At 74.0% G+C, this 24,682-nt stretch carries 15 protein-coding genes and 1 pseudogene; 10 read left to right on the forward strand and 6 right to left on the reverse strand.

Annotated elements, in window-relative coordinates:
* Window positions 1-119: 119 nt before the first annotated feature.
* Window positions 120-518: pseudogene (locus tag ACSNN7_RS19030) on the reverse strand (type II toxin-antitoxin system PemK/MazF family toxin); the annotation flags it as partial.
* Window positions 519-696: 178 nt separating this feature from the next.
* On the opposite strand from ACSNN7_RS19030, the gene ligA reads away from it, so the two are divergent.
* The 6 genes from ligA to ACSNN7_RS19060 all read left to right on the forward strand — a co-directional run bounded on the left by ligA (window position 697) and on the right by ACSNN7_RS19060 (window position 11,369).
* The gene (gene ligA / locus ACSNN7_RS19035; protein WP_436682174.1) at window positions 697-2,832 is read left to right on the forward strand and encodes an NAD-dependent DNA ligase LigA; all 2,136 of its coding nucleotides are present in this window, start codon (window positions 697-699) and stop codon (window positions 2,830-2,832) included.
* A gap of 156 nt (window positions 2,833-2,988) precedes the next feature.
* On the forward strand, window positions 2,989-5,349 hold the full coding sequence (locus tag ACSNN7_RS19040) for a putative bifunctional diguanylate cyclase/phosphodiesterase (RefSeq protein WP_436682175.1): 2,361 nt from the start codon (window positions 2,989-2,991) through the stop codon (window positions 5,347-5,349).
* Between the two features lie 164 nt (window positions 5,350-5,513).
* Entirely contained in the window at window positions 5,514-5,819 is a 306-nt protein-coding gene (gene gatC / locus ACSNN7_RS19045) for an Asp-tRNA(Asn)/Glu-tRNA(Gln) amidotransferase subunit GatC (RefSeq protein ID WP_088963593.1), read from the forward strand.
* Window positions 5,820-5,895: 76 nt separating this feature from the next.
* On the forward strand, window positions 5,896-7,371 hold the full coding sequence (gatA, locus tag ACSNN7_RS19050; protein WP_436682177.1) for an Asp-tRNA(Asn)/Glu-tRNA(Gln) amidotransferase subunit GatA: 1,476 nt from the start codon (window positions 5,896-5,898) through the stop codon (window positions 7,369-7,371).
* 13 nt (window positions 7,372-7,384) lie between these two features.
* A complete protein-coding gene (gatB, locus tag ACSNN7_RS19055) occupies window positions 7,385-8,884 on the forward strand; it encodes an Asp-tRNA(Asn)/Glu-tRNA(Gln) amidotransferase subunit GatB (RefSeq protein WP_436682178.1) in 1,500 nt (499 codons plus the stop codon).
* Between the two features lie 118 nt (window positions 8,885-9,002).
* A complete protein-coding gene (locus ACSNN7_RS19060) occupies window positions 9,003-11,369 on the forward strand; it encodes a transketolase-like TK C-terminal-containing protein (protein ID WP_436682179.1) in 2,367 nt (788 codons plus the stop codon).
* A 379-nt stretch (window positions 11,370-11,748) separates the two neighbouring features.
* Here the strand turns inward: ACSNN7_RS19060 and ACSNN7_RS19065 are convergent, their stop codons facing one another.
* The 3 genes from ACSNN7_RS19065 to ACSNN7_RS19075 all read right to left on the reverse strand — a co-directional run bounded on the left by ACSNN7_RS19065 (window position 11,749) and on the right by ACSNN7_RS19075 (window position 16,518).
* Window positions 11,749-13,326, reverse strand: coding sequence for a metallophosphoesterase (locus tag ACSNN7_RS19065; RefSeq protein ID WP_436682180.1), 1,578 nt, complete (start codon window positions 13,324-13,326; stop codon window positions 11,749-11,751).
* Between the two features lie 124 nt (window positions 13,327-13,450).
* Window positions 13,451-14,623: a PQQ-dependent sugar dehydrogenase gene (locus ACSNN7_RS19070; RefSeq protein WP_436682181.1), complete on the reverse strand. Its 1,173-nt coding sequence runs from the start codon at window positions 14,621-14,623 to the stop codon at window positions 13,451-13,453.
* Between the two features lie 71 nt (window positions 14,624-14,694).
* The gene (locus ACSNN7_RS19075) at window positions 14,695-16,518 is read right to left on the reverse strand and encodes a SpoIIE family protein phosphatase (RefSeq protein ID WP_436682182.1); all 1,824 of its coding nucleotides are present in this window, start codon (window positions 16,516-16,518) and stop codon (window positions 14,695-14,697) included.
* A gap of 159 nt (window positions 16,519-16,677) precedes the next feature.
* On the opposite strand from ACSNN7_RS19075, the gene ACSNN7_RS19080 reads away from it, so the two are divergent.
* Window positions 16,678-17,604: a 2-hydroxyacid dehydrogenase gene (locus ACSNN7_RS19080; protein WP_436682184.1), complete on the forward strand. Its 927-nt coding sequence runs from the start codon at window positions 16,678-16,680 to the stop codon at window positions 17,602-17,604.
* A 6-nt stretch (window positions 17,605-17,610) separates the two neighbouring features.
* Here ACSNN7_RS19080 and ACSNN7_RS19085 read toward each other — a convergent pair whose 3' ends face one another.
* Window positions 17,611-17,985: a PH domain-containing protein gene (locus ACSNN7_RS19085; RefSeq protein WP_436682185.1), complete on the reverse strand. Its 375-nt coding sequence runs from the start codon at window positions 17,983-17,985 to the stop codon at window positions 17,611-17,613.
* Between the two features lie 212 nt (window positions 17,986-18,197).
* Here ACSNN7_RS19085 and ACSNN7_RS19090 point away from each other — a divergent pair, with 212 nt between their 5' ends.
* A complete protein-coding gene (locus ACSNN7_RS19090; protein WP_436682186.1) occupies window positions 18,198-20,780 on the forward strand; it encodes a putative bifunctional diguanylate cyclase/phosphodiesterase in 2,583 nt (860 codons plus the stop codon).
* A 29-nt stretch (window positions 20,781-20,809) separates the two neighbouring features.
* Here the strand turns inward: ACSNN7_RS19090 and ACSNN7_RS19095 are convergent, their stop codons facing one another.
* On the reverse strand, window positions 20,810-21,829 hold the full coding sequence (locus tag ACSNN7_RS19095) for a LacI family DNA-binding transcriptional regulator (RefSeq protein ID WP_436682187.1): 1,020 nt from the start codon (window positions 21,827-21,829) through the stop codon (window positions 20,810-20,812).
* A gap of 378 nt (window positions 21,830-22,207) precedes the next feature.
* Between ACSNN7_RS19095 and ACSNN7_RS19100 the strand changes: the two genes are divergently transcribed.
* Together ACSNN7_RS19100 and ACSNN7_RS19105 are read left to right on the forward strand one after the other, a co-directional pair.
* Window positions 22,208-23,488, forward strand: a complete 1,281-nt coding sequence (locus ACSNN7_RS19100) for an ABC transporter substrate-binding protein (protein WP_436682188.1) — start codon at window positions 22,208-22,210, stop codon at window positions 23,486-23,488.
* Between the two features lie 120 nt (window positions 23,489-23,608).
* Window positions 23,609-24,619, forward strand: a complete 1,011-nt coding sequence (locus ACSNN7_RS19105; RefSeq protein WP_436682189.1) for a carbohydrate ABC transporter permease — start codon at window positions 23,609-23,611, stop codon at window positions 24,617-24,619.
* The last annotated feature ends 63 nt before the right edge of the window (window positions 24,620-24,682 follow it).

Below are 24,682 nucleotides of genomic sequence, written 5' to 3' on the forward strand. Positions count from 1 at the left end.
GCTTGGTGGTCACCTCCTCCGGCGGGTACTTGAAGGCGATCGCCCAGCGCGGCGCGCGGCTGGTCGAGGGTGCCGGCGCGGTGGGAGAAGGCGTCGGCGGGGACGGTGACCGGCTCGGCCAGGTCGAGCCAACTGTCGTGGTCGGCGGCGGGGTCCCACTCGCGGGTGGGGATGCGTACGTGGTCGTCGCGGCTGCTCTTGTCCTGACTGGTGATCTTCAGTACCTCGGCGCTCCGGTCGCTGATGCGCAGCACCAGGCAGGGGCGCACCTTCGAGCCGGTGCCGTCGTGGAACGGGACGTCGGCCCACCAGATCTCGCCCGGCCGGGGCGTACCCGTCGGGGTGCGCGGCCGGGGCGGGGCGGTGGGGCGGGCCCGGTCCCGCGGCGGCGTGCCCCGCTCGGGCCGGACGCGTTCGCCCCCGGCCGGGCGGCCGCCGCGCCGCCGCCACTCGTTCCAGCCCCAACCGGCGGCCACGGCCAGCACGACCAGCACCGCCCACCACACCCACTCGGGCATCCGTACCCCTGCCTTCTCCGGCGTCGGCGAGCCGCCGACGTGCGGCGATCGTCGCACGGTGGGCGGGTCCCCGCCCGTCGGGCGCGGCGGGGGTGGCAGGGGATTGTCCGACCGGCCCGATAGCGTGCGGGGGTAGCGTGATCACGGGGAGATCCCACTGGTTTCCGGAGGCGGCAGGGTGTCCGAAGAAGCGGTCCTTCAGCAGGTCAGCCCCGCGCAGGAGGCGGCGGCCGGCGGTGAGCCGACCCCCGAGGCGCGGGAGCGGCACGCCACGCTGAGCCAGGAGCTCACCGAACACCAGTACCGCTACTACGTCCTCGACGCGCCGGTCATCTCCGACGCGGAGTTCGACCGGCAGCTGCGCGAGCTGGAGGCGCTGGAGGCGGAGTACCCGGCGCTGCGCACCCCCGAATCGCCGACGCAGCGGGTCGGCGGCACCTTCTCCACCGACTTCACCCCGGTCACCCATGCCGAGCGGATGCTCTCGCTGGACAACGCCTTCGCCGACGAGGAGCTGGCCGCGTGGGCCGAGCGGGTCGAGCGGGACGCCGGCGGCCCGGTGCCCTACCTCTGCGAGCTGAAGGTCGACGGGCTGGCCATCAACCTCACCTACGAGAAGGGGCGGCTGGTCCGCGCCGCCACCCGGGGTGACGGGCGCACCGGCGAGGACGTGACGGCCAACGTCCGCAGCATCCGCGACGTGCCGGCCCGGCTGACCAGCTCCGACGAGTTCCCCGACCTGCCGGAGCTGCTGGAGGTGCGCGGCGAGATCTACTTCCCGGTGGCGGCCTTCGCCGACCTCAACGCCGGCCTGGTCGAGCAGGGCAAGGCGCCGTTCGCCAACCCCCGCAACGCGGCCGCCGGCAGCCTGCGGCAGAAGGACCCCCGGATCACCGCGTCCCGGCCGCTGCGCCTGGTGGTACACGGCATCGGCGCCCGGCGGGGCTTCCAGCCGACGGCCCAGTCCGAGTCGTACGCGGCCCTCAGGGCGTGGGGCCTGCCCACCAGCGACCGGTGGCGGGTGGTGCCCGACCTGGCCGGCGTCGCGGACTACATCGCCTACTACGCCCAGCACCGGCACGACGTCGAGCACGAGATCGACGGCGTGGTGGTCAAGGTCGACCCGGTCTCCATCCAGGGCCGGCTCGGCTCGACCAGCCGCGCGCCGCGCTGGGCGATCGCCTTCAAGTACCCGCCGGAGGAGGTGACCACCAAGCTGCTCGACATCGACGTCAACGTCGGGCGCACCGGCCGGGTCACCCCGTTCGCCGTGCTCGAACCGGTGCGGGTGGCCGGCTCCACGGTCGCCCTGGCGACCCTGCACAACGCCCGCGAGGTCGAGCGCAAGGGCGTGCTGATCGGCGACACGGTGGTGCTGCGCAAGGCCGGCGACGTGATCCCCGAGGTGCTCGGCCCGGTGGTCGACCTGCGTCCCGCCGACGCCCGCCCGTTCGTCATGCCCACCACCTGCCCGGCCTGCGGCACCCCGCTCGCCCCGGCGAAGGAGGGCGACGTCGACATCCGCTGCCCCAACAGCCGCAGCTGCCCGGCGCAGCTGCGCGAGCGGGTCTTCCACCTGGCCGGGCGGGGTGCGTTCGACATCGAGGTGCTGGGCTACAAGGGCGCCGCCGCGCTGCTCGACGCCCAGATCATCACCGACGAGGGTGACCTGTTCTCCCTCGACGCCGAGCAGCTGTCCCGCTCGCCGTTCTTCGTCAACAAGGACGGCAGCCTCGGCAGCAACGCCACCAAGCTGCTGGACAACCTCGCCGTCGCCCGGGAACGGGACCTGTGGCGGGTGCTGGTGGCGCTCTCCATCCGGCACGTCGGCCCCACCGCCGCGCAGGCCCTCGCCCGGCACTTCCGCTCGATCGAGGCGATCGACGCCGCCACCGAGGAGGAACTCTCCTCCGTGGACGGTGTCGGCCCGACCATCGCCGCCAGCATCAAGGAGTGGTTCGCCGTCGACTGGCACCGCGAGGTGGTGCAGAAGTGGGCTCGGGCCGGCGTACGGATGGCCGAGGAGGCGGGCGAGGAGGGGCCGCGCCCACTGGAGGGGGTCACCGTGGTGGTGACCGGCACCCTCGCCGGGTTCAGCCGGGACCAGGCGTCCGAGGCGATCCAGAGCCGGGGCGGCAAGGTCAGCGGTTCCGTCTCCAAGAAGACCGGCTTCGTGGTGGTGGGCGACAACCCCGGCTCCAAGGCGGACAAGGCGGCCACCCTCAAGGTGCCGGTCCTCGACGAGGACGGTTTCCGGGTGCTGCTCGACCGGGGGCCGGACGCGGCCCGGGAGGTCGCCCGCGTCGAGGGGTGAGCCGGCGCGACGGCAGGGGATCTTGGGGTCGTATACCAACTTAATTACGACTACGACCGATTCGTGACTGTCGCGTCGGGGTACGGCCACTCAGGGCGTTTCATTGGGACACGGTGCGCGACTGGCGCACCGCGTACCGTATGCCCGGGAGGTGCGATGGAGACCGCCGACCCCCGCAACTCCGTCCCACCCGGGCGGGGCGCGCGGTTCGCCGGCTTCGTCGCCGCGGTGATCGGGCTGGCGCTGCTGGTCTCCGCCCTGCCGTTGACCGGGCTCCCCGAGCGGCTGCCCCGGCTGCCGGCGGCGTTCTGGGCCATGGCCGCGCTCGCCGTCGCCTGTGACGCGCGGCCCTTCGTCCCGCCCGGCCGGCGGCAGACCTCGGCGGTCTTCCCGTCCACCTGCTTCACCTTCGCGATCCTGCTCGGCTGGGGGCTCGGCCCGGCCGTGGCGGTGCAGGCCGTCGCCGTCGCCGTCTCCGGCTGGCGGATGCGGCACGCGCTCTGGCGGACCGCCTTCAACGCCGCCCAGTACGCCTGCGCGCTCGCCGCCGCGTACCTGGTGCTCCGGCTCGGGCCCGGCGGGCTCTTCGCCGGCGGCCGGCTCGGCTGGACCGACGTGGCCGCGGTCGGCGCCGCCACCCTCACCTGGTTCGCCGTCAACTACGGCCTGGTCAGCAGCGCGCTGCGGCTGCGCTTCGGCGGCCGGTGGTGGCCGAGCGTCCGCCAGGCGCTGCCGTACGAGCTGCTCTCCACCGGCTCGCTGCTGCTGCTCGCCCCGGTGCTGGTCACCGCCGCCCGGGCCAGCGCCGCGCTGGTGCCGCTGGTGCTGGTGCCGCTCTTCGCCGTCTACCGGATGTCCCGGCTCTCCGCCGAGCAGGAGCACCTGGCCGCCCTCGACCCGCTGACCGGCCTGCCCAACCGCAAGGCCCTGCTCGCCGAGGTCGCCGAGCAGGTGCACCTGCACGCCGAGCGGGTCGCCAAGGGCGACCGGGACGCCCACCTCGCCCTGCTCCTGATCGACCTGGACCGGTTCAAGAACGTCAACGACGCGCTCGGCCACGCCGTCGGCGACCGGCTGCTGGTCGAGGTGAGCGCCCGGCTGGCCGACGTGGTCGGCGGGCGGGACATGCTGGCCCGGCTCGGCGGGGACGAATTCGCCATCGTCGCCGGCCGGCTCGACGGCGTGGACGAGGCCCACGAGCTGGCCGACCGGGTGGTGACGGCGCTCGCCGAGCCGGTGTCGCTGGACGGGCTGCCGCTGGACGTGGGCGCCTCGATCGGCATCGCGCTCTTCCCCGAGCACGGCGAGGACTTCGCCACCCTGATGCGCCACGCCGACGTGGCGATGTACGACGCCAAGCACCGCAACGACACCGTCGCCGTCTACGCCGCCGAGTCCGACCACAACTCCGCCGAGCGCCTCGGGCTCCTGGCCGACCTGCGCCGCGTACTCGAGGCGGGGCCGCCCGCCGGGCGGACCGTGCGGGGCGGGGACGGTGCCGTGCTGCCCTCCCGGCTCGCCGCCGGGGCGGACGACGAGGGCGGGCCGGCGCGGTGGCGCCCGCGGCGGCGGCGGGCGCGGGTCGCGGTGGACGGCTCCGACGCGCTGCTGAACCACATCCTGACCGGCGCCGACCCGACCCGCCGCCGCGCCGGGCAGCCCGCCGCCGAGCCCGATCGGCCCGAGCTGCCGGCCGTCCGCGCCCCGGCGGAACGGGTCGAGGACGCGGCGGCCGACGTCGGCGTCATCACCATGTACTACCAACCGCAGATCGCCATCGCCACCGGTGAGGTTGTCGGGGTGGAGGCGCTGCTGCGCTGGCGGCACCCGCGCCGGGGCATGGTGGACCCGGAGGAGCTGATCCGGGTGGCCGAGCAGAGCGCGGTGATGCGGCTGCTCACCCAGCGGGTGGTCGACGACGTGGTGGAGCAGTTGGCCAAGTGGTCGGCGGCCGGCATCCAGCTGCGGGCGGCGCTCAACGTCAGCGTCCGGGACCTGCACACCGGTGAGATCGCCGACCGGATCGCCGACCGGCTGGCCGCCTTCGGGGTGGCCCCCGAGCGGCTGCAACTGGAGATCACCGAGGGGGCGCTGATGGCCGACCCCCGGCGGGTGCTCGCCACCATCTCCCAGCTGCACCGGATCGGGGTGGCCATCTCCCTGGACGACTTCGGCACCGGGTACTCGTCGATGCAGCACCTGCGGCGGCTGCCGCTGGCCGAGGTGAAGGTCGACCGCTCGTTCGTCCTCGGGATGGCCGAGGACCCCGACGACGCGGCGATCGTCCGGTCGATGATCGAGCTGGCCGGCGCGCTGGGCCTGCGGGTGGTCGCCGAGGGCGTCGAGGACGAGCGGACCTGGCGGATGCTGCACGCGGCCGGCTGCGACGTGGCCCAGGGCTGGTTCCACGCCCGGCCGATGCCGGCCGACGAGCTGGTGACCTGGCTGACCCGGTACCGGCCGGTGCACCCGACCGGCGGCCCGGACGCCGAGGTGCCGCGCCGGTCCACCCACTGAGCCCCGGGCGGTGACCCGGCCGTCCGGGCGGACGGTGGGGGAGTCGGAGGCGTCGGCGCGACCGCAGGACAATAGACTCGCTCCGGTCACCGCGCGTCACTCCCCCGGGAGACCGCGCGGCCGGCAGACCGCAGACGCAGCAGGACAGCCACGAAGGGGGCACGATGGCCGCCATCTCCCGCGAGGAGGTCGCGCACCTGGCGCGACTGTCGCGGCTCGCCGTCACCGAGGAGGAGTTGGACGTCTTCGCCGGCCAGCTCGACGTGATCCTCCAGTCGGTGGCCCAGGTCGGCGAGGTCGCCGCGGCGGACATCCCGCCGACCTCCCACTCGGTGCCGCTGACCAACGTGCTCCGCGAGGACGTGGTGACGCCGTGCCTCACCCCGGAGGAGGCGCTGTCGGGCGCGCCCGACGCCGACCAGCAGCGGTTCCGCGTCCCGCGGATCCTGGACGAGGATGTGGCCTCATGAGCGAGCGCAGCGAGCGAATCATCAGGCTCAGTGCGATGGTGCCTCATGACGGCACGGAGCGAAGCGGAGTGCCGGCATGAGCGAGCTTACGAAGCTGACCGCGACGGAGATCGCCGGTCTCGTCGCCGGCGGTGAGACCTCCGCCGTCGAGGTGACCCAGGCCCACCTGGATCGGATCGCCGCCGTCGACGACCGGGTCCACGCCTTCCTGCACGTCGACGCCGAGGGCGCGCTGGCCGCCGCCCGCGCGGTCGACGAGCGCCGGGCCGCCGGCGAGGAGCTGGGCCCGCTGGCCGGCGTACCGGTCGCCGTCAAGGACGTGCTCACCACCAAGGGCGTACCGACCACCGTCGGGTCGAAGATCCTCGAGGGCTGGCGCCCGCCGTACGACGCGACGATCGTGCGGCGGCTGCGCGAGGCCGGCACGGTGATGCTCGGCAAGACGAACATGGACGAGTTCGCGATGGGCTCCTCCACCGAGTACTCCGCGTACGGGCCGACCCACAACCCGTGGGACCTGGACCGGATTCCGGGCGGCTCGGGTGGCGGCAGCGCCGCCGCGCTGGCCGCGTACGAGGCGCCGCTGGCGATCGGCTCGGACACCGGCGGCTCGATCCGCCAGCCCGGCGCGGTCACCGGCACCGTCGGCGCGAAGCCCACCTACGGCGGCACCTCCCGGTACGGCCTGGTGGCGTTCTCCTCGTCGCTGGACACCCCCGGCCCCTGCGCCCGTAACGTGCTCGACGCCGCGCTGCTGCACCAGGTGATCGGCGGGCACGACCCGCGCGACTCGACCTCCATCCCGGCCCCGGTGCCGGACGTGGTGGCCGCCGCGAAGCTCGGCGCCACCGGCGACCTGACCGGCGTGAAGCTCGGCATCGTCACCGAGTTCACCGGCGAGGGCGCGGAGCCGGGCGTGCTGGCCGCGTTCCGCGAGTCGGTCGACACCCTGGCCAAGCTGGGTGCCGAGATCGTCGAGGTGTCCTGCCCGCACTTCGCGTACGCCCTGCCGGCGTACTACCTGATCGCGCCGAGCGAGTGCTCCTCCAACCTGGCCCGGTTCGACGGCGTCCGGTTCGGCCTGCGCGTCGGCGACGACGGCAACCGGTCGCTGGAGGAGGTCATGTCGCTGACCCGGGAGGCCGGCTTCGGCGCCGAGGTCAAGCGGCGCATCATGATCGGCACGTACGCCCTCTCCTCGGGCTACTACGACGCCTACTACGGGCAGGCGCAGAAGGTCCGCACCCTGATCACCCGGGACTTCAACGCCGCCTTCGAGCGGGTCGACGCGCTGATCTCGCCGACCACGCCGTTCGTGGCGTTCCCGATCGGCGCGCGCACCTCCGACCCGTACCAGATGTACCTGGCGGACCTCTTCACCATCCCGACCAACCTGTACGGCGGGCCGGGCATCTCGGTGCCCTGCGGCCTCTCCGACGGGCTTCCCGTCGGCCTGCAGGTGATGGCCCCGACGATGGCCGACGACCGGATGTACCGGGTCGCCGCCGCGCTGGAGTCCGTGGTCGGCACGTTCACCCCACCGGCGCTGTGAGGCAGGAGCTCAGATGACCACGACACTGCCCGCGTACGACGAGGTCGTCGCGCGCTACGAACCGGTGATCGGCCTGGAGACCCACGTCGAGCTGGGCACGAACACCAAGATGTTCTGCGGCTGCCCGACCGACTTCGGCGGCGAGCCGAACACCCGGGTCTGCCCGGTCTGCCTGGGCCTGCCCGGCTCGCTGCCGGTGGCCAACAAGGCGGCCATCGAGGCGACCATCCGGATCGGCCTGGCGCTGAACTGCTCCATCGCCGAGTGGTGCCGGTTCGCCCGGAAGAACTACTTCTACCCGGACATGCCGAAGGACTTCCAGATCAGCCAGTACGACGAGCCGCTCTGCTTCGACGGCTACCTGGACGTCGAGGTCGGCGGCGAGCTGGTGCGGATCGGCATCGAGCGGGTGCACCTGGAGGAGGACACCGGCAAGACGCTGCACGTCGGTGGCGCCACCGGCCGCATCCACGGCGCGACCGAGTCGCTGGTCGACTACAACCGGGCCGGCATCCCGCTGGTGGAGATCGTCACCAAGCCGGTTCCCGGCACGGGCGCGCTGGCGCCGGAGGTGGCCCGGGCGTACGTGACCGAGCTGCGTGACGTGATCCGCTCGCTGGGCGTCTCCGACGTGCGGATGGAGGAGGGCTCGCTGCGCTGCGACGTGAACACCTCCCTCAACCTGCCCGGCGAGGAGTGGGGCACCCGCACCGAGACCAAGAACGTCAACTCGCTGCGCTCGGTGGAGCGGGCGGTGCGCTCGGAGATGCTGCGCCAGGCCTCCGTGCTCGACGCCGGCGGGAAGATCACCCAGGAGACCCGGCACTTCCACGAGGACACCGGCGACACCACGCCGGGCCGGTCCAAGGAGACCGCCACCGACTACCGGTACTTCCCGGAGCCGGACCTGGTGCCGCTCGCCCCGGACACCGCCTGGGTGGCCGAGCTGAAGGCCGCCCTGCCGGAGCTGCCCCGGCTGCACCGCCGCCGGCTCCAGCAGGAGTGGGGCCTGTCCGACCTGGACATGCAGTCGGTGCTCAACGCCGGCGCGGTCGAGTTGATCGAGGCCACCATCGCCGCCGGCACGACCCCGGCCGCCGCCCGCAAGTGGTGGCTGGGTGAGCTGTCCCGGCGGGCCAACGAGGCCGGCATCGAGCTGGCCGACGTGGGTGCCACCCCGGCGCAGGTCGCCGAGCTGCAGGGCCTGGTCGACGCGGGCAAGCTCAACGACAAGCTGGCCCGGACCGTGCTGGAGGGCGTGGTGGCCGGCGAGGGCTCGCCGACCGAGATCATGACCAACCGGAACCTGGAGGTCGTCTCCGACACCGGCGCGCTCACCGCCGCCGTGGACGAGGCGATCGCCGCCAACCCGGGCATCGCCGACAAGGTCCGCAGCGGCAAGGTCGCCGCGGCCGGCGCGCTGGTCGGTGCGGTCATGAAGACCACCCGCGGCCAGGCCGACGCCAAGACCGTCCGCGAGCTGATCCTGGAGCGCCTCGGCGTCCAGGGCTGAGCCCGCCGGTGGAGGGCCGCCGTCCGACCGGCGGCGGCCCTCGACCCTTTTTCGAGTACGCGGGCACCCCGCATCCCCCTCGGCAGGGCGTCACCGACGACGCCCGGATGGAGCCACCGTGAACGACCGTCCCGAGCCCGATGTCGACGTCCTCGACGAGATCCAGCGGCGGGTGCTCTGGCTCGCCACCCGGATCGTGGACGCGGCCAACCACGACCGGGACACCGGCGACGGGGTGAAGGTCGGCGGCCACCAGGCGTCCAGCGCCTCGCTGGTCACGGCGATGACCGCGCTCTGGTTCGCCCACCTGGACGCGGAGGACCGGGTCGCGGTCAAGCCGCACGCGTCGCCGGTGTTCCACGCCATCCAGTACCTGCTGGGCAACCTGGACCGGTCGTACCTGCCGAAGCTGCGGGCGCGCGGCGGGCTCCAGTCGTACCCGTCGCGGACCAAGGACCCGGATGAGGTGGACTTCTCCACCGGCTCCGTCGGGCTCGGCGCGGCGGCCCCGCTCTTCGCCGCCGTCACCCGCCGCTACGTCGACGCGCACTTCGGGGAACGGCCGCACTCCCGGTTCGTCGCGCTGATCGGCGACGCCGAGCTGGACGAGGGGAACATCTGGGAGGCGGTCGCCGACCCGGCCACCACCGGGCTGGGCAACGTGATGTGGCTGGTCGACTTCAACCGCCAGTCGCTGGACCGGGTCGTCCCCGGCATCCGGATCAACCAGTGGCGCGGCCAGTTCGAGGCCGCCGGCTGGCACGTCGTGGAGGTCAAGTACGGCCGCAAGCTGGCCGAGGCGTACGCCCGGCCGGGCGGCGCGGCGCTGCGCGACTGGATCGACCTGATGCCGAATGAGCAGTACCAGTCGCTGTTCGGGCTGGCCGGGTCGGCGCTGCGCAAGCAGTTCCTCGACGGGGCGCCGGCCGAGGTGGGCGCCTTCGTCGCGGACATCGCCGACGAGGAGCTGGGCCCGCTGGTCACCGACCTGGGCGGGCACGACCTGGAAGCCATGCTCGACGCGTACGCCCAGTGCGACGCGGTCACCGACCGGCCCAGCGTCGTCTTCGCGTACACGGTCAAGGGGTGGGGTCTGCCGATCGCCGGCAACCCGCGCAACCACTCGGCGCTGCTCACCAGCGAGCAGGTCGACGCGCTGCGCGCCGCCAACGGCCTGACCCCGGAGACCGAGTGGGACCGCCTCGACCCGGCGTCGCCGGCCGGCATCCGGGCCGGCGAGCGCCGCGAGGCGCTGGCCCGCGCGCCCCGCGAGCGGTCGCTGGGGATCACCGTCCCGGAAACCACCCGGGTACGCACCAACAAGCCGGTCTCCACCCAGGAGGTCTTCGGCCGGGTGCTGGTCGACCTGGCCCGGGATCCCGCCGTCGCGCCGTACCTGGTGACCACCGCGCCAGACGTGGCCACCTCCACCAACCTGGCCGGCTTCATCAACAAGACCGGCGTCTTCGCCCCCACCGAGCAGCGCTCCTGGACCGAGGACCGGATGCTGCGCTGGACGGAGAGCCCCGCCGGCCAGCACATCGAGCTGGGCATCTCGGAGATGAACCTGTTCCTGCTGCTGGGGCAGCTCGGCCTGTCGTGGGACCTGTCGGGGCAGCCGCTGCTGCCGGTCGGCACGGTCTACGACCCGTTCGTGCTGCGCGGCCTGGACGCGTTCCTCTACGGGACCTACTCCGGCTCCCGGTTCGTGGTCGCCGGCACCCCGTCGGGCATCACCCTCGCCCCCGAGGGTGGCGCCCACCAGTCGACGATCACCGCCTCGGTCGGCCTGGAGCTGCCCGGCGTCACCTTCCTCGAGCCGGCGTACGCGGCCAGCCTGGACTGGCTGCTCTGCGACGCGCTCGGCCAAATCGCCGGCGGCGCCGCACCGGCGGCCACCGCCGCGCCGGCCGAGGACGGGGCGTACTACTTCCGGTTGAGCACCCGCCCGATCGACCAGGCGCCGTTCGAGGCGGCCCGGGCCCGGATCGGCGACGCGGTGCTGCGCCGGCAGGTGGTCGCCGGGGCGTACCGGCTGGTCGACGCGCACCAGGCGTACCCGCACCTGGCGGACGCCCCGGTGGTGACCCTGGCCGGCTCCGGCGCGGTGCTGCCGGAGGTGCTCGCGGCCGCCGCCGAGCTGGCGGAGGAGGGCATCGCCGCGCACGTGGTGGACGTGACCTCGCTGGACCGGCTCTACCGGGCGTGGCAGCGCACGCTGCGCCAGGGCGTGCGGACGGCGACCGTGCCGAGCGTGCCGGGTGCGCTGCGGGCCGCGTTCGGCGACCGGACCCCGGTGGTGACCGTGCACGACGCCGCCTCGCACGCGATGGCCTGGCTGGGCTCGGCGCTGGGCGTGCCGGCGGTGCCGCTGGGGGTGGACGAGTTCGGCCAGTCCGGCAGCGTCCGCGAACTGTACGAGCTGCACGACCTGCTGCCCGGCAGCATCGTCAACGCCGCCCTGGCCGCCCTCTCCCTGCGCTGAGTCGCCGGGCCGGGTCCGCGGTCACCCGCGCGGTGACCGTGGACCCGGCCGGCAAAACTCGCACCGCCCGGTGGGGTGTCCCCGGCCTGGATCATTCGCCCGGCCTGCGGTCACCCGGTGTCACGGTCACTTTGCGTGAGCGGCAGCCGGGTAGGACGGACCTCTGTTCGGCCCTTTGCTCTGCTGCCCTCCCGGCGACACCGCCTCTGAACAGCGCAAACCAGTAGGCGCCCGCCGGGTGGCCGGTCACGTCCGGTGACTGTCGCTTATCGGGCAGCAGAGCAAAGCGTGTCGCACAGGGTTCCTGTACCCCACGGCGGCTTGCTCCGAGTAACGATCCCGCAGTCGCAGTCGCAGTCGCAGTCGCAGCCGGGTTGGGTCAGCGGGTCGGGGTGGGGGTGACCGGGACCGGAGCGCCCTGCGCCGGTTCCTTGATCACGTGGCGTTCCAGGTTGACCTGGGCCTGCCCGGTGCCGCCGACCGTGATGTCGTCGTAGGCCTGGAGCAGTTTCTGCTGGTCGAAGTAGAGCACGCTCATCGACAGCGGCGTCGGCTTCTCGCCTTCCAGGCCGCGCAGCCCGGCTCCGCCGGTGGAACCCTCCACCATCAACTGGGTGGGCTGCTTGCCGGGTTGCTGCGGCAGCTTCGACACCTGCCGGGCGTGGGTGTGCCCGGCGAGCACCAGCGGGCAGGTGCCGGAGAGCGGGCCGGCCGAGGCCGGGTCGTGCACCAGGGCGATGTTCACCGGTCGCGGCGACCGCCGCACCGTGGCGGCTAGCTGCTCGCCGGCCCCGATCACCTGTTCGGCCACCTGCTTGTTCAGGCCGCTGCCGGCCGGGGAGGTCTCCTTGTCCGGGGTGAACCGGGGGTCGGCGATCCCCGCGATGGTCAGCCCGGCCACGCTGGTGGTCGAGTTGTTGAGCACGATCGCGTTGGGCTGCCGGGCCACCGCCGCGGCGGTCCGCGACGAGTCGTGGTTGCCCCGGATGTAGACGTACGGCTTCTTGAGCAGGCCGATCGAGCCGACGAAGGAGGCCTCCGGCTCGCTGCCCCAGTCGGTGATGTCCCCGGTGTCGATCACCACGTCGATGTCGAACTGCTCCACCACCGTGCGGATCAGCTGCCAGCCGGTCGGGTTGAGGTGCATGTCGGAGACGTGCAGCACCCGGGTCGTGCCGGGCGCCGGCTCGTACACCGGCAGGGCGGAGACCGTGGTGTAGAGCTGGCTGACGTTGCCGACCAGACGCTGCAACTGCTCGGCGTAGCGGGAGTAGTCGTTGGCGATGCGCCGGGCGTCGCCGACGATCGCCGGGGCGTTGACCAGCAGCCCCTCGTACCGTGGCTCCTCGATCGACTGCGGGCGCAGGGTGCCCGCGGCGAGCCCCAGGCTGCCGGCGGTGACCGCCAGCGACAGCCCGGTGGACCAGGCGGTACGGCGGACGTCCCGGAAGATCAGGCCGGCCAGCACCAGCGTGACCAGCACCGCCGACCCGGCGGTCCGCAGCCCGAGCCGCATCACGCCGCTGCGGACGTCCTCCACGGCGGACTGGCTGGCCCGGCTGAGGCTGGCCGGGTCGTCGATCAGCGCCTCGGTCCTGCGCTGGTCCAGGGCGCCCAGCCGGACGGTCAGGTGGGTCGGCCCGTCGTGGCTGTCGAGTTGGAGCGCGCCCAGCGGTGGGATGTCCACCGTGGTGCTGCCCTTGAGCGCCGGCGCGAGGGTCAGGCTGGCCCGGAACGGACCGATGTCGGTGTTCACCCGGCCACCGGCCAGCACCCCGATCACCGCCCCGGCGAGCCCCACCAGCAGGACGGCGAGCACCAGGCCGGTCCGCCGGGCCCACCGCGACCGGCGCGGTCGGCCGGTCCGGTCCCTCCCGGGCCACCAGCGTCGCTCACGCCGGGCCGGGGCAGTGTCCTCGCCCCCGGGCCCGCGCTGCTCGTTCTCCCCACCGTCCATGCTGAGATTCTGACCTGCCCAATGATGGATCTTGGCAAACCCGGCGGACGGCGGCGCGTTTCCCCGCCGAAACTCCCGGTGTGTCGCACCGCCCGGCGGCTCGCGGCGGCCGATCGGGCGGTGCTCAGCTCCGCCCGGCCCCGCCCTCGGCGAAGACCAGCCGCAGCAGGCGATCGTCCTCCGGCGCCGGCTCACCCCGCCCGTCGTGGTTGGAGGTGGAGACCCAGAGCGAGCCGTCCGGGGCGGCGGCCACCGCCCGCAGCCGCCCGTACCGGCCGGTCAGCAGCTCGCGGGGCTGCCCGAGCACGGTGCCGGTGTCGGTCAGCTCCACCAGCCAGAGCCGCTCGCCGCGCAGGCAGGCGGTGACCAGCAGCCGGCCGGCCGCGGCCAGCCCGGAGCAGGACGCCTCCGAGGTACGCCACTGCACGATCGGGTCGACGTACCGCTTGTCGCCGGCCTGCCCCTCGACGGTGGGCCAACCGAGGTTGGTGCCCTTGTCGATCCGGTTGACCTCGTCCCAGGTGTTCTGGCCGAACTCGGTGGCGTACATCCGCTTGCCCGCGTCCCAGGCCACGCCCTGCACGTTGCGGTGCCCCAGCGACCAGACCGGCGAGCCGGGGAACGGGTTGCCCGGCGCCGGCCTGCCCTCCGGGGTGATCCGCAGGATCTTGCCGCCGAGGTTCTTCCGGTCCTGCGCGGAACTCCGGTTGCCGGCGTCACCGGTGCTCACGTAGAGCTGCCCGTCGGGGCCGAAGGCCAGCCCGCCGCCGTTGTGGATGCCGGCCTTCGGGATGCCGGTGAGGATCGGCGTCGGCGTGCCGCCGAGCTTCAGCTTGGCGACCCGGTTGTCCCGCTCGCTGGTGTAGTAGACGAAGACGGTCGCGTCCTTGGCGTACGCGGGGGAGACCGCGATGCCGAGCAGCCCCGCCTCGCCGCCGGCCGCCACGTCCGGCACGGTCTGCACCGGGGTGACCCGCAACCCCTCCGGCCCCGACTCCGGGCCGACCTTGAGGATCCGCCCGCTGTCCCGCTCGGTGACCAGCGCGCCGCCGTCCGGCAGGAACGCGATGCCCCAGGGCACCCGCAGCCCCTTGGCCAGCACCGTGGCGACCACCTCCTGCCCCGCGCCGGTCCTCGCCGAGGCGGACGGGGTGGGCAGGTTGGGAGGCTCGCCGGCCGGGTCCGGCTCGGGCGGGCCGAAGCTGCACCCGACGGTGGCCAGCAGCAGCGCCGCGCAGGACGCCGCCAGCGCCGCGCGACGGCGGCCGGTGCGGGAGTACGGGGGACGGGCGCTCACCCGGCCCAGCCTAGCCCGCGAATCCGGACTTCCCGGCCCACCGGCGACGGTCGAGGTCGCCGCGACCCCGCTCAGCGGGCCCGGACGGCGAGCAGCGCGACGTCGTCCTCACGGCGGTCCCCGGCGGTGAGCAGCAGGTCGCACAGCTCGGCGAGGGGAAGCGCGCCGGCGTCGGAGAGCCGGTCCAGCAGCTCGGCCAGCCCCTCGTCGATCGTGCGGTCCCGGCGCTCGATCAGGCCGTCGGTGTAGAGCAGCAGGGTGTCCCCCGGGGCCAGCGTGGTCTCCTGGCTGCTGCGGGGAATCGGGCGGGCGAAGCCGAGCAGTGGCTCGCGTGGGCCGCCGAGCACGCGTACCGCGCCCTCGGCGTCGACCAGCAGCGGCGGTGGGTGCCCGGCGTTGCACCAGCTCACCGTCAGGCCGCCGGCCGGGCGGGGACGCAGCCGGGCCAGGGTGGCCGTGGCGGCGGCCCGGATGCGCAGGCCGGAGATGGCACCGTCCAACCGGATCATCAGCTCGTCCACCGGGTCGGTCCGGCCGAAGGCGTTGCCCCGGACCAGGTTGCGCAGCTGACCCATGGTGGCGGCGGCCTCGATGTCGTGCCCGGCGACGTCGCCGATCGCCACGACCAGGTCGCCGTCGGGCTGGACGAAGGCGTCGTACCAGTCGCCGCCCACCTCGACCCGGTCCGCCACCGGCTGGTAGCGGGCGGCCAGCTCGACCCGGGAACTCTCCGGCAGCTCCGGCAGCATGCTGTGCTGGAGCACCTCGGCGACGTGCCGCTGCTCGTCGTACATCCAGCTGTTGCCGAGCGCCTGGCCGGCCCGGCGGCCGATCTCCAGCGCGGTGTGCAGGTCGGTGTCGTCGAAGGGCCGCCGCCCCGGCGCGTTGATCAGCGTCACGCAGCCCACCACGGCACCCCGCCCGGGCGCCGGCACCGGCACCGTCAGGTGCGACGCGAAACCGAGCTGGTCGGCGAGGGTCACCAGCTCCGGGTCGGTGGTGGCCCGCCGCACGTCGTCCAGGGTGGCCGGGCTGCCCAGCACGGGCTGCCCGGTGCGCAGCACCGTACGGGTGATCGACTGCGGGCCGAGGTGACGCGTCATCAGCTCGGCGAAGCGATCGACCTGGGCGGCCCGGTCAGGGTCGCGGTGCAGCGCGGTGACCTGGCGGGGCGCGCCCGCCCGGTCGACCAGGGTCACCAGCGCCCAGTCGGCCAGCATCGGCACCACCGCATCGGTCAGCCGGGACACCGCGGTGGCCACGTCGAGAGTGCCGGTCAGCGTCTCGCTCAGCGCGGAGAGCAGCTTGAGCCGCTCGTGCGCCTCCTCGACCCGCCGCCGGGCCTCCTCCGCGCCGTCGAGCGCGATCCGCAGTCGCAGCTCCGACGAGCAGGCGGCGGCGAGGTCGGCCAGGGTACGCAGCTGGCCGGCGGTCCAGGCGCGCGGCTTGCTGTCGATGGCGCAGAGCGAGCCGAGCACCCGGCCCTCGAGGTCGGTCAGCGGCATCCCGGCGTACGCGACCACCCCCAGCTCCGCGATAGCCAGGTTGTTCCAGACCCGGGGGTAGAGCCGGGCGTCCGGCAGCACCATCGGGATCTCGATGTCCACCACGTGCTGGCAGAACGAGTGGCTCAGCGGCGTCTGCCGTCGGGCGGCCCAGGGCTCCGGCAGGCCGACCGCGCCCGGGAAGAACTGCTGTTCGTCGGTGACCAGCGACACCAGCGCGACCGGCACCTCCAGCAGGTCGCTGACCAGCCGGGCGAAGCGGTCGAACGCCTCGTCGGGCGCGGCGTCCAGCCCGGTCTCGGCGAGCGACCGCAGCCGCGCCGGGTCGGTCAGCGCGGGGACGTCCACGGCGGGCAGTGAACCGCGACGGCCCGGGGAGCGCTCGGTCATCGGCCACCTGTCTGCGCACGGAGGAAGCGCCGGCCGACGCTCCGATCCTCGGTTATACCCGCCGGCCGCAGGTGGCGACCACGGCCGGGGCGGTCCGCGCGCCCCCGGTGAGCCGGTCCGCCGGACCGGACCGGCCGCCGGTCGCTATCGTCGGCGGTCGTGAAGGTATGGATTCCGCACGAGGCCGGGGTCGGGCTGCTCGGCGAGGTGCCCGCGGGCGTCACCGTCGAGCCGTGGACGGACCCGGCGCACCCGCCGTCGGACCCGGCCGGCGTCCGGTTCTGGGTGCCGCCGTTCCTCGCCGCCGGGGACACCGCCCCGATGCTGGCGCGGCTGCCGGACCTCGCGGTGGTCCAGCTCCTCTCCGCCGGGGCGGACGCCTGGGTCGGCCAGATGCCGGACGGGGTGACCCTCTGCGACGCGCGGGGCGTGCACGACGCCGGCACCGCCGAGTGGGTGCTCACCGCGATCCTGTCCCAGCTGCGCAACTTCCCCGCGATGGCCCGGGCGCAGGCCCGCCGCCAGTGGGCGTACGACGACGTCACCCCGACCGACGAGCTGACCGGCAAGCGGGTGCTGATCGTCGGTGCCGGCTCGATCGGCGCGGCGGTGCACGCCCGGCTGGCCCCGTTCGACGTCACCGTCACGCTGGTCGCCCGCCGGGCCCGCCCGGCGGAGGGGGTGTACGGGGTGGACGACCTGCCCCGGCTGCTGCCCGAGGCGGACGTCGTGGTGCTGCTGGTGCCGCTGACCGAGGGGACGCGGGGCATGGTGGACGCCGCCTTCCTCGCCGCGATGCCCGACGGCGCACTGCTGGTGAACGCCGCCCGGGGGCCGGTGGCCCGGACGGAGGCGCTGGTGGCGGAGCTGTCCAGCGGTCGGCTGCGGGCCGCGCTGGACGTCACCGACCCCGAGCCGCTGCCCGCCGGCCATCCGCTGTGGGAGCTGCCCAACGTGCTGCTCACCCCGCACGTCGCCGGGTCGGTACGCGGCCTGCTGCCGCGGGCGTACCGGCTGGTGGGTGCGCAGCTGCGCCGATTCGCCGCCGGGGAGCCGCTGGTCAACACGGTGACCGACGGCTACTGAGCCGGCTCAGCGGTCGCCGGGCAGGCGCTGCCCGGTGGCCGAGACCAGCCGGGGCAGGTCGGTGCCGCGCACCGCGGGCAGCACGACCTCCCGCCCGTCGTCGAGGCGGGCGACGGCGCGGCCGCGCGGGTCGGAGGTCAGCTCGACGACCTGGTCCCAGGCGATCCGGCGTCCGCCGGTCAGCGCCCGCAGCCGCAGCTCGCGCCGGTCGGCGTCGGTGCCCGCCCGCCAGGCCCAGACGCCGACGGCGAGCGGGACGAGCAGCACCGGCAGCAGGTACCACTCGGCGCTGGCCAGCGGCAGGGCGCCGAGGAAGGCGACGATCGCCGCGACCAGGATGGCCTGGTTGTACCGGAAGCGGATGGTGTCGGCGCTACTCACCCTCCGATGATCCCACCCGGGCGTGGTGCCGTTCCGGCCGGGCGGCGGATGGGGTCCGGCGCCGTCCGGCAGTGACATGGGTCACTGCCGGAACGCGTAACCAGCGCTTCGCTCGGTCGTTTCCGGGGATGGTGGGTGTCGGATATCCGTCCGTGCCGCGTCCCGCCCGCATCGCCGCACCGCCCCGTGTCCCCCTCACGAAGGCGACCGTCGTGCCTCACGCGTACCTGGTCCACCGCCCGCCGCCCGCGGTGGCCGCCGTGCTGGCGGTGGCCGCGCTGCTGGTCACCGCCGCGCTGGCCGGCGCGTTGCCGCCGCTGGCCGCCACCACGCTGGCCGGCGCGGCCGGCTGCGCCCTGGCCGGTGTCCGGCTCTCCCGGGAGGCCACCCTCGGCGGCCGGGACCGCCGCGCGCCGCGTCGCCGCCGGGCCGCGGCGCTGCTCGACGCCGCCGTGCTCGTGGTCGGCCTGACGGTCGCCGTCCTGCCGCTGGCCGGCGGCGAGCAGCGCGCGAACGTCGCGGCCCACGGGCTGGCCGCCGCGGCCCTGCTGTACGGCGGTGGCCTGCTCCTGCTCCCCGGCCACTCCCGGCTGGCGCCCCGGGTCCGGCTGCGCCGGGCCGTCGACGTCCTCGGGCTCGGCACCGCCCTGCTCTTCGCGGGTTGGGTGCTCCTGCCGCCGGGCGACGTTCCCCCGCTGGCGCGCGCCGTCACGGTGTGCGGCGCGGGCGTGCTCGCCGGCCTGCTGGTGAGCGCGCTGGCGGAGCGGCGTCGCCGGCCGGGCGCGGCGCTCTGCCGGGCCGGCGCGGCGGCCGCCCTGCTCGGCCTGGCCGACCTGGTGGTGCTGCTGGCCTACCGGGCGCCGGCCGTGGCGACGCTGAGCGCGGTCGCGCCGCTGCTCGCGGGCGCCCTCTTCACCGCGGCCGGGATGGCCCGGGTGTCGGCCGGGGACCCGGCCCTGGGCACCGGTCCGCCGCCGGCCTGGCCCCGGGTGACCGCGCCGGCCGCGGTGGCCACCCTCGCCGCCGGGCACCACCTCTGGACGGTCGGCAGCTTCACGCCGACCGCCGTCCTGCTGGGGCTCGCGGTGATCCCGCCGCTGGTCTGCCGGGAGCTGATCACCGCCGCCGACAACCGGTACTGGGCCAGCCGGCTGGCCGCCCGCGAGGCGCACTTCCGGGCCCTGGTCTCCGGTGGTCGCGACCTGATCCTGCTGCTCGACGACGAGTTGCGGGTGCGCTGGCTCTCCGCGGCGGGCGCGCGGTGGTTCGGGCTGCGCGACGACGAGGTACGCGGCCGGCGGCTGGCGGAGCTGCTGCACCCGGACGACGCGCCGGGCACGCTCGCCCGGCTCGCCGCGCCCCGGGGTGGCCAGGAGCCGCTGCTGCTGGTGGCCCGGATGGCCACCGGCGACGGTGGCTGGCGGGAGACCGAGTCGACCGTGAGCGACCAGCGCGGGGTGCCCGAGGTGGACGCGGTGGTGCTGCACGTGCGCGACATCGGCGAGCGGCGCCGCTTGGAGCGGGAACTGCACCGGCTGGCGGCGACCGACCAGCTCACCGGGCTGGCCAACCGGCGCGAGCTGATGCGGGCGCTCGGCGCGCGGGATCACGGCCCGGGTGCGCTGCTGCTGGTGGAGGTGCACGGTCTGGGCGCGGTCGCCGACGGGGCGGGGCCGTCGGCGGCGGACGGTCTGCTGCTCACCGCCGCCCGCCGGCTGCGCGACGTGGTGGGCCCGCACGACCTGCTCGCCCGGGTGGCCGGGGAGGAGTTCGCGGTGCTCACCGACGCCGGTCCCTTGCCGGCGTACGCGCTGGGCGGCCGGCTGGTGGCCGCGCTCTCCGAGCCCTGCCCGACGCCCGGGTCGATGGTGCGGCTGCGGGTGAGCGTCGGCCTGGCGGAGCTGGCCGGGGCGGGGCCGGAGGACGCGCTGCGGCAGGCGGACCTGGCCCGGCGGCGCGCGGTCCAGCTCGGCCGCAACCGGGTCGAGTGGTACGACGCCTACCTGGAGGAGCAGCTGGTCCGCCGGCTGGACCTGGAGCGGGAGCTGCCCGGCGCGGCCGCCCGCGGCGAGCTGGACCTGGTCTACCAGCCGGTGCTCGGGCTGGCCGACCGGCAGCCGGTCGGCACCGAGGCTTTGCTGCGCTGGCGCAGCCCGGTGCTGGGCACCGTGCTCCCGGCCGAGCTGCTGCCAGTGGCCGAGGATCTGGACCTGATCGGCGAGCTGGGGCGCTGGGTGCTGGACCGGGCCTGCCGGCAGCTCGCCAGCTGGTCGGCTGGGGGCCGAGAGCTGTGGATGGCGGTCAACGTGACGCCCGGGGAGCTGCTGGCCCCGGACTTCCTGCCGGGGGTGGCCGCCACCCTGGCCGGGCACGCCGTCCCGCCGCACCAGCTTGTGGTCGAGGTGGGGGAGCCCCGGATCGGCCGGGAGCTGCCCACCGTGGTGGCCCGGCTGGCCGGCCTGCGGTCGCTGGGGGTGCGTACCGCGCTGGACGACTTCCGCGCCGAGCACGCCTCGCTGGCCCAGCTGCGCCGGCTCCCGATCGACCTGCTCAAGGTCCGGCCGCAGCTGGTGGGGTCGGCCCACGACCTGCACCGCCCGTTGATCGACGTGGTGGTCAGCCTCGGCGAACGGCTCGGCCTGTCGGTGGTGGTGGAGGAGTTGGAGTCCGAGGCCGACGTCGAGCGGGCGCAGCGGGCCGGCTGCCCGTACGGGCAGGGGTTCGCGCTGGCCCGGCCGGCCACCGCGGAGCGGGTGGAGGCGTACTTCGAGGAGTTCCCGACCGCCTCCCGCTGACCGTTCCGTTCAGCAAGCGCTGAACCGGTTCACCTGGCCCGGGGCGGTGCGGTGCTGCCGCGCGGGGTCAGGTGGGCGGTCTCGTCCTGCACGCCGGTCACCGGCTCACCGGCGATCACCGCCAGCAACTGCCGCGCGGCGTGCGCGCCGTACGCCGGGATGTCGCGTCCGAGCGCGGTCAGCGGCGGGTGCACCAGACGGCAGAGCGGGGAGTCGTCCCAGGCCACGATGGAGAGGTCGCCGGGGACGGCCAGTCCCATCTCCTGCGCCACCGAGAGCCCCGCGATGGCCATCACGTCGTTGTCGTAGATCACCGCGGTCGGGCGGTCGGCGGAGCTGAGCAGGCGGCGGGTGGCCCGGGCCCCCTCCTCGCCGGTGTAGTCGGACCAGACGGTGACCGCGTCGGCCAGCCCGAGCCGCCGGCACACCCGGGCGAACGCGTCGGTGCGGATCTCGGTGTGCAGCAGCGAGGGCAGGCCGGCCACCCGGGCGATCCGGCGGTGCCCGAGGGCGACCAGGTACTCCACCGCCTCCACCAGCGCCGCCGCGTCGTCGGACCAGACGCTGGCCAGGCCGCCGGTGTGGCCCGGGCCGCCGATCACCACGGCCGGCAGTTGCAGCTCCTCCAGCGCCGGCACCCGCCGGTCGTCGGTGCGCAGGTCGCAGACGAACACCCCGTCCACCCGGCGCTCGGCCCACCAACGGCGGTAGACCGCGATCTCCGCCTCCTGGTCGGCCACCACCTGGAGGGTGAGCGCGTACGAACGGGCGGAGAGCTCGGCCTCGACGCCGCTGATCAGCTCCATGAAGAACGGCTCGATGCCCAGTGTCCGGGCGGGCCGGCACAGGGCCAGGCCGACGGCGTTGGCGGTGGCGCCGGAGAGCGCGCGGGCGGCGCTGCTCGGGCTGAAGCCGATCTCCGTGGCGATGGCCAGGATTCGTTGGCGGGTGGCCTCCGAGACTCCGGGCTGGCCGTTCAGCGCGTACGAGACCGCGCCCTTGGACACCCCCGCGCGTCGCGCGACGTCGGCGATGGTCGGCCGCTTCACCGGCGTGCTCCTCAATCCTCGCGGCCCTCCGGGCCGGTCCCACGACGCCGGTTGCACCGGCGGCCAACACGCTACTCGGCCTGCACGGACGCCCGTCCCCGCCGGTGCGGCGGGCGCCGGGCGAGCGGGCCGTTCGCTTGCGCGGTTAAGCGTACGGCCCCGACCCGCTTCTCCGCGCACCCTGATGGCGCACCGACCCCCATCGAGAGCGCTTCACCACGTGTGGTCGCGCTCCCATTGGTGCCTGCGGTGACCGAACGGCCACCCCGGCCGTCGGCCGTTGACAGTGCAGAACGCGGCCCGTACGGTGGCCTCACTTATCCGGTTCAGTCAACGTCTCTCGATATAGAGGGCGTTCCCATCGGCGCGGAGGATGACATGGAACGGTCCTGGACCCCCTGGGTCCGTGCGGCGGTGGCCGGCGCCGTCGCCCTGGTCCTGGTCGCTGGCTGCAGCGGCAAGAGCACCACCGACTCCGACTCCGGGGACGGCGTCGTCACGCTCAAAATCAACTTCTGGGGGGACTTCGGTCTCCAGGACCTGAAGACCCGGTACGAGGCCGCCCACCCGAACGTCAAGATCCAGCTCAACTCGGGCGAGTACAACGCCCAGCACGAGGACCTGCAGAAGAAGCTGGTCGCGGGCTCGGGCGCGGCGGACATCGCCGCCATCGACGAGGGCTTCATGGTCCAGTTCCGCAGCCAGTCCGACAAGTTCGTCAACCTGCTCGACAAGGGCGCCGGCTCCTACGAGAGCAAGTACCTGCCCTGGAAGTGGAAGCAGTCGCTGTCGGCCGACGGCAAGACCCAGATCGGCCTCGGCACCGACGTCGGCGGCCTGGCCATGTGCTACCGGACCGACCTGTTCAAGGCCGCCGGCCTGCCCACCGAGCGGGACCAGGTCTCCGCCCTCTGGCCCACCTGGGACAGGTTCATCGAGGTCGGCCGGCAGTACACCGGCAAGACCGGCAAGAAGTTCATCGACTCCGGCACCAACCTGTTCAACCCGATCCTCGGTCAGCAGCAGGTCGGCTTCTACAACGAGCAGGACCAGCTCCAGATGGAGCAGGGCCCGAAGGTGGCCTTCGACTACACGGTCAAGGCCATCCAGGCCGGGCTGTCGGCCAACCTGGCCAGCTTCCAGGCCGACTGGGACAAGGGCTTCACCAGCGGCTCGTTCGCCGTGCTCGCCTGCCCGGCGTGGATGCTCGGCCACATCAAGGACACCGCGCCCGCCACCCAGGGCAAGTGGGACATCGCCGCGGTGCCCGGCGGCGGCGGCAACTGGGGCGGCTCCTTCCTGACCATCCCCAAGCAGGGCAAGCACGTCGACGAGGCGTACAAGCTGCTGGAGTGGCTGGTCCAGCCGGAGCAGCAGATCGAGATCTTCAAGAAGGTCGGCAACCTGCCCTCGCAGCCGGCGCTCTACACCGACCCGGCGATCGCGGAGTTCAAGAACCCGTTCTTCAGCGACGCCCCGGTCGGACAGATCTTCCCGAAGATGGCGCAGGGCCTGACACCCCAGTACCTGGGCAGGAAGAACGGCCCGACCCGGGTCGCGGTGGAAAACGTCATCACCCGGGTGCAGAACAAGACCTTGAAGCCGGAGGCCGCCTGGGCCGAGGCGGTCAAGGAGGCCGAGAAGGCCGGCACGTCCTGACGGCCCGGTGACCGGTGACGGAGCGGCTGCCACCCACCCGCTCCGTCACCGCCCCGGCTCCTCCGGCGACCGCGCCGCCGCCCGTACCCCCGTGACCTCTTCGGCCCTGGAGCGTGTCCCATGTCCACCACCCGTGCCGCGCCCGCGCCGTCGGGCCGCCGAGCCGCGCCGGGCCGCGGCGGCTCCGGACCCGGCGAGCGGCGGCTCACCTGGCGCAACCGGCTGTACCGCTTCGACATGCGCTGCATGCCGTACCTGATGATCGCCCCGTTCTTCCTGCTCTTCATCGTCTTCGGGCTCTTCCCACTGGTCTTCAACGGCGTGGTCGCGCTGCGCAACTACCGGCTGGACGACCCGACGCTGCCGCCCTGGGCCGGCTTCGGCAACTTCACCCGGCTGGCCGGCGACGAGGACTTCTGGAACGCGCTCTACAACACCTTCGGCATCTTCCTGCTGTCGTCGGTGCCGCAGCTGCTGCTGGCGTTGGTGGTGGCCGCCCTGCTCAACCGCCGGCTGCGGGCGCAGACCTGGTGGCGGGTGGGCATCCTGCTGCCGTACGTCACCCCGATCGTCGCCTCGACGATGGTGTTCAGCGTCTTCTTCTCCCGCGACTTCGGCATGGCCAACTGGATGCTCGACCTCGTCCGGCTCGGCGGGGACGAGCCGATCGACTGGCGGGCCGACAAGCTGCACTCCTGGATCGCCATCGCCACGATGGTCAACTGGAAGTGGATCGGCTACAACGCCCTGCTCTACCTGGCCGCCATGCAGTCCATTTCGCGTGACGTGTACGAGGCCGCGGCGATCGACGGGGCCGGCCCCTGGCGGCAACTCTGGCGGATCACCGTACCGATGATCCAGCCGGTGATCGTCTTCACCGTGGTGCTCTCCACCATCGGCGGTCTCCAGCTCTTCACCGAGCCGATGCTGTTCGACCTGAACTCGCAGGCCGCCACCGGCGGTCCGAACGGCGAGTGGCAGACCATCGCCCAGCTCATCTACAAGGTCGGCTGGAAGGACCTCAACCTCGGGTACGCCGCGGCTATGTCCTGGGCGCTGTTCCTGATCATCCTGGTCGTCGCCGGCCTCAACACCCTGCTGACGAACCGGCTCTCCGGGGGTCGTCGGTGAGCGCGAACGAAAGGAGGCTCGGATGAGCGCGATCGACACCGCGCCGCCCCGGCCGGTAACGGT

The sequence above is a fragment of the Micromonospora sp. URMC 105 genome (genome assembly GCF_051386295.1).
Taxonomy (GTDB): Bacteria; Actinomycetota; Actinomycetes; order Mycobacteriales; family Micromonosporaceae; genus Micromonospora.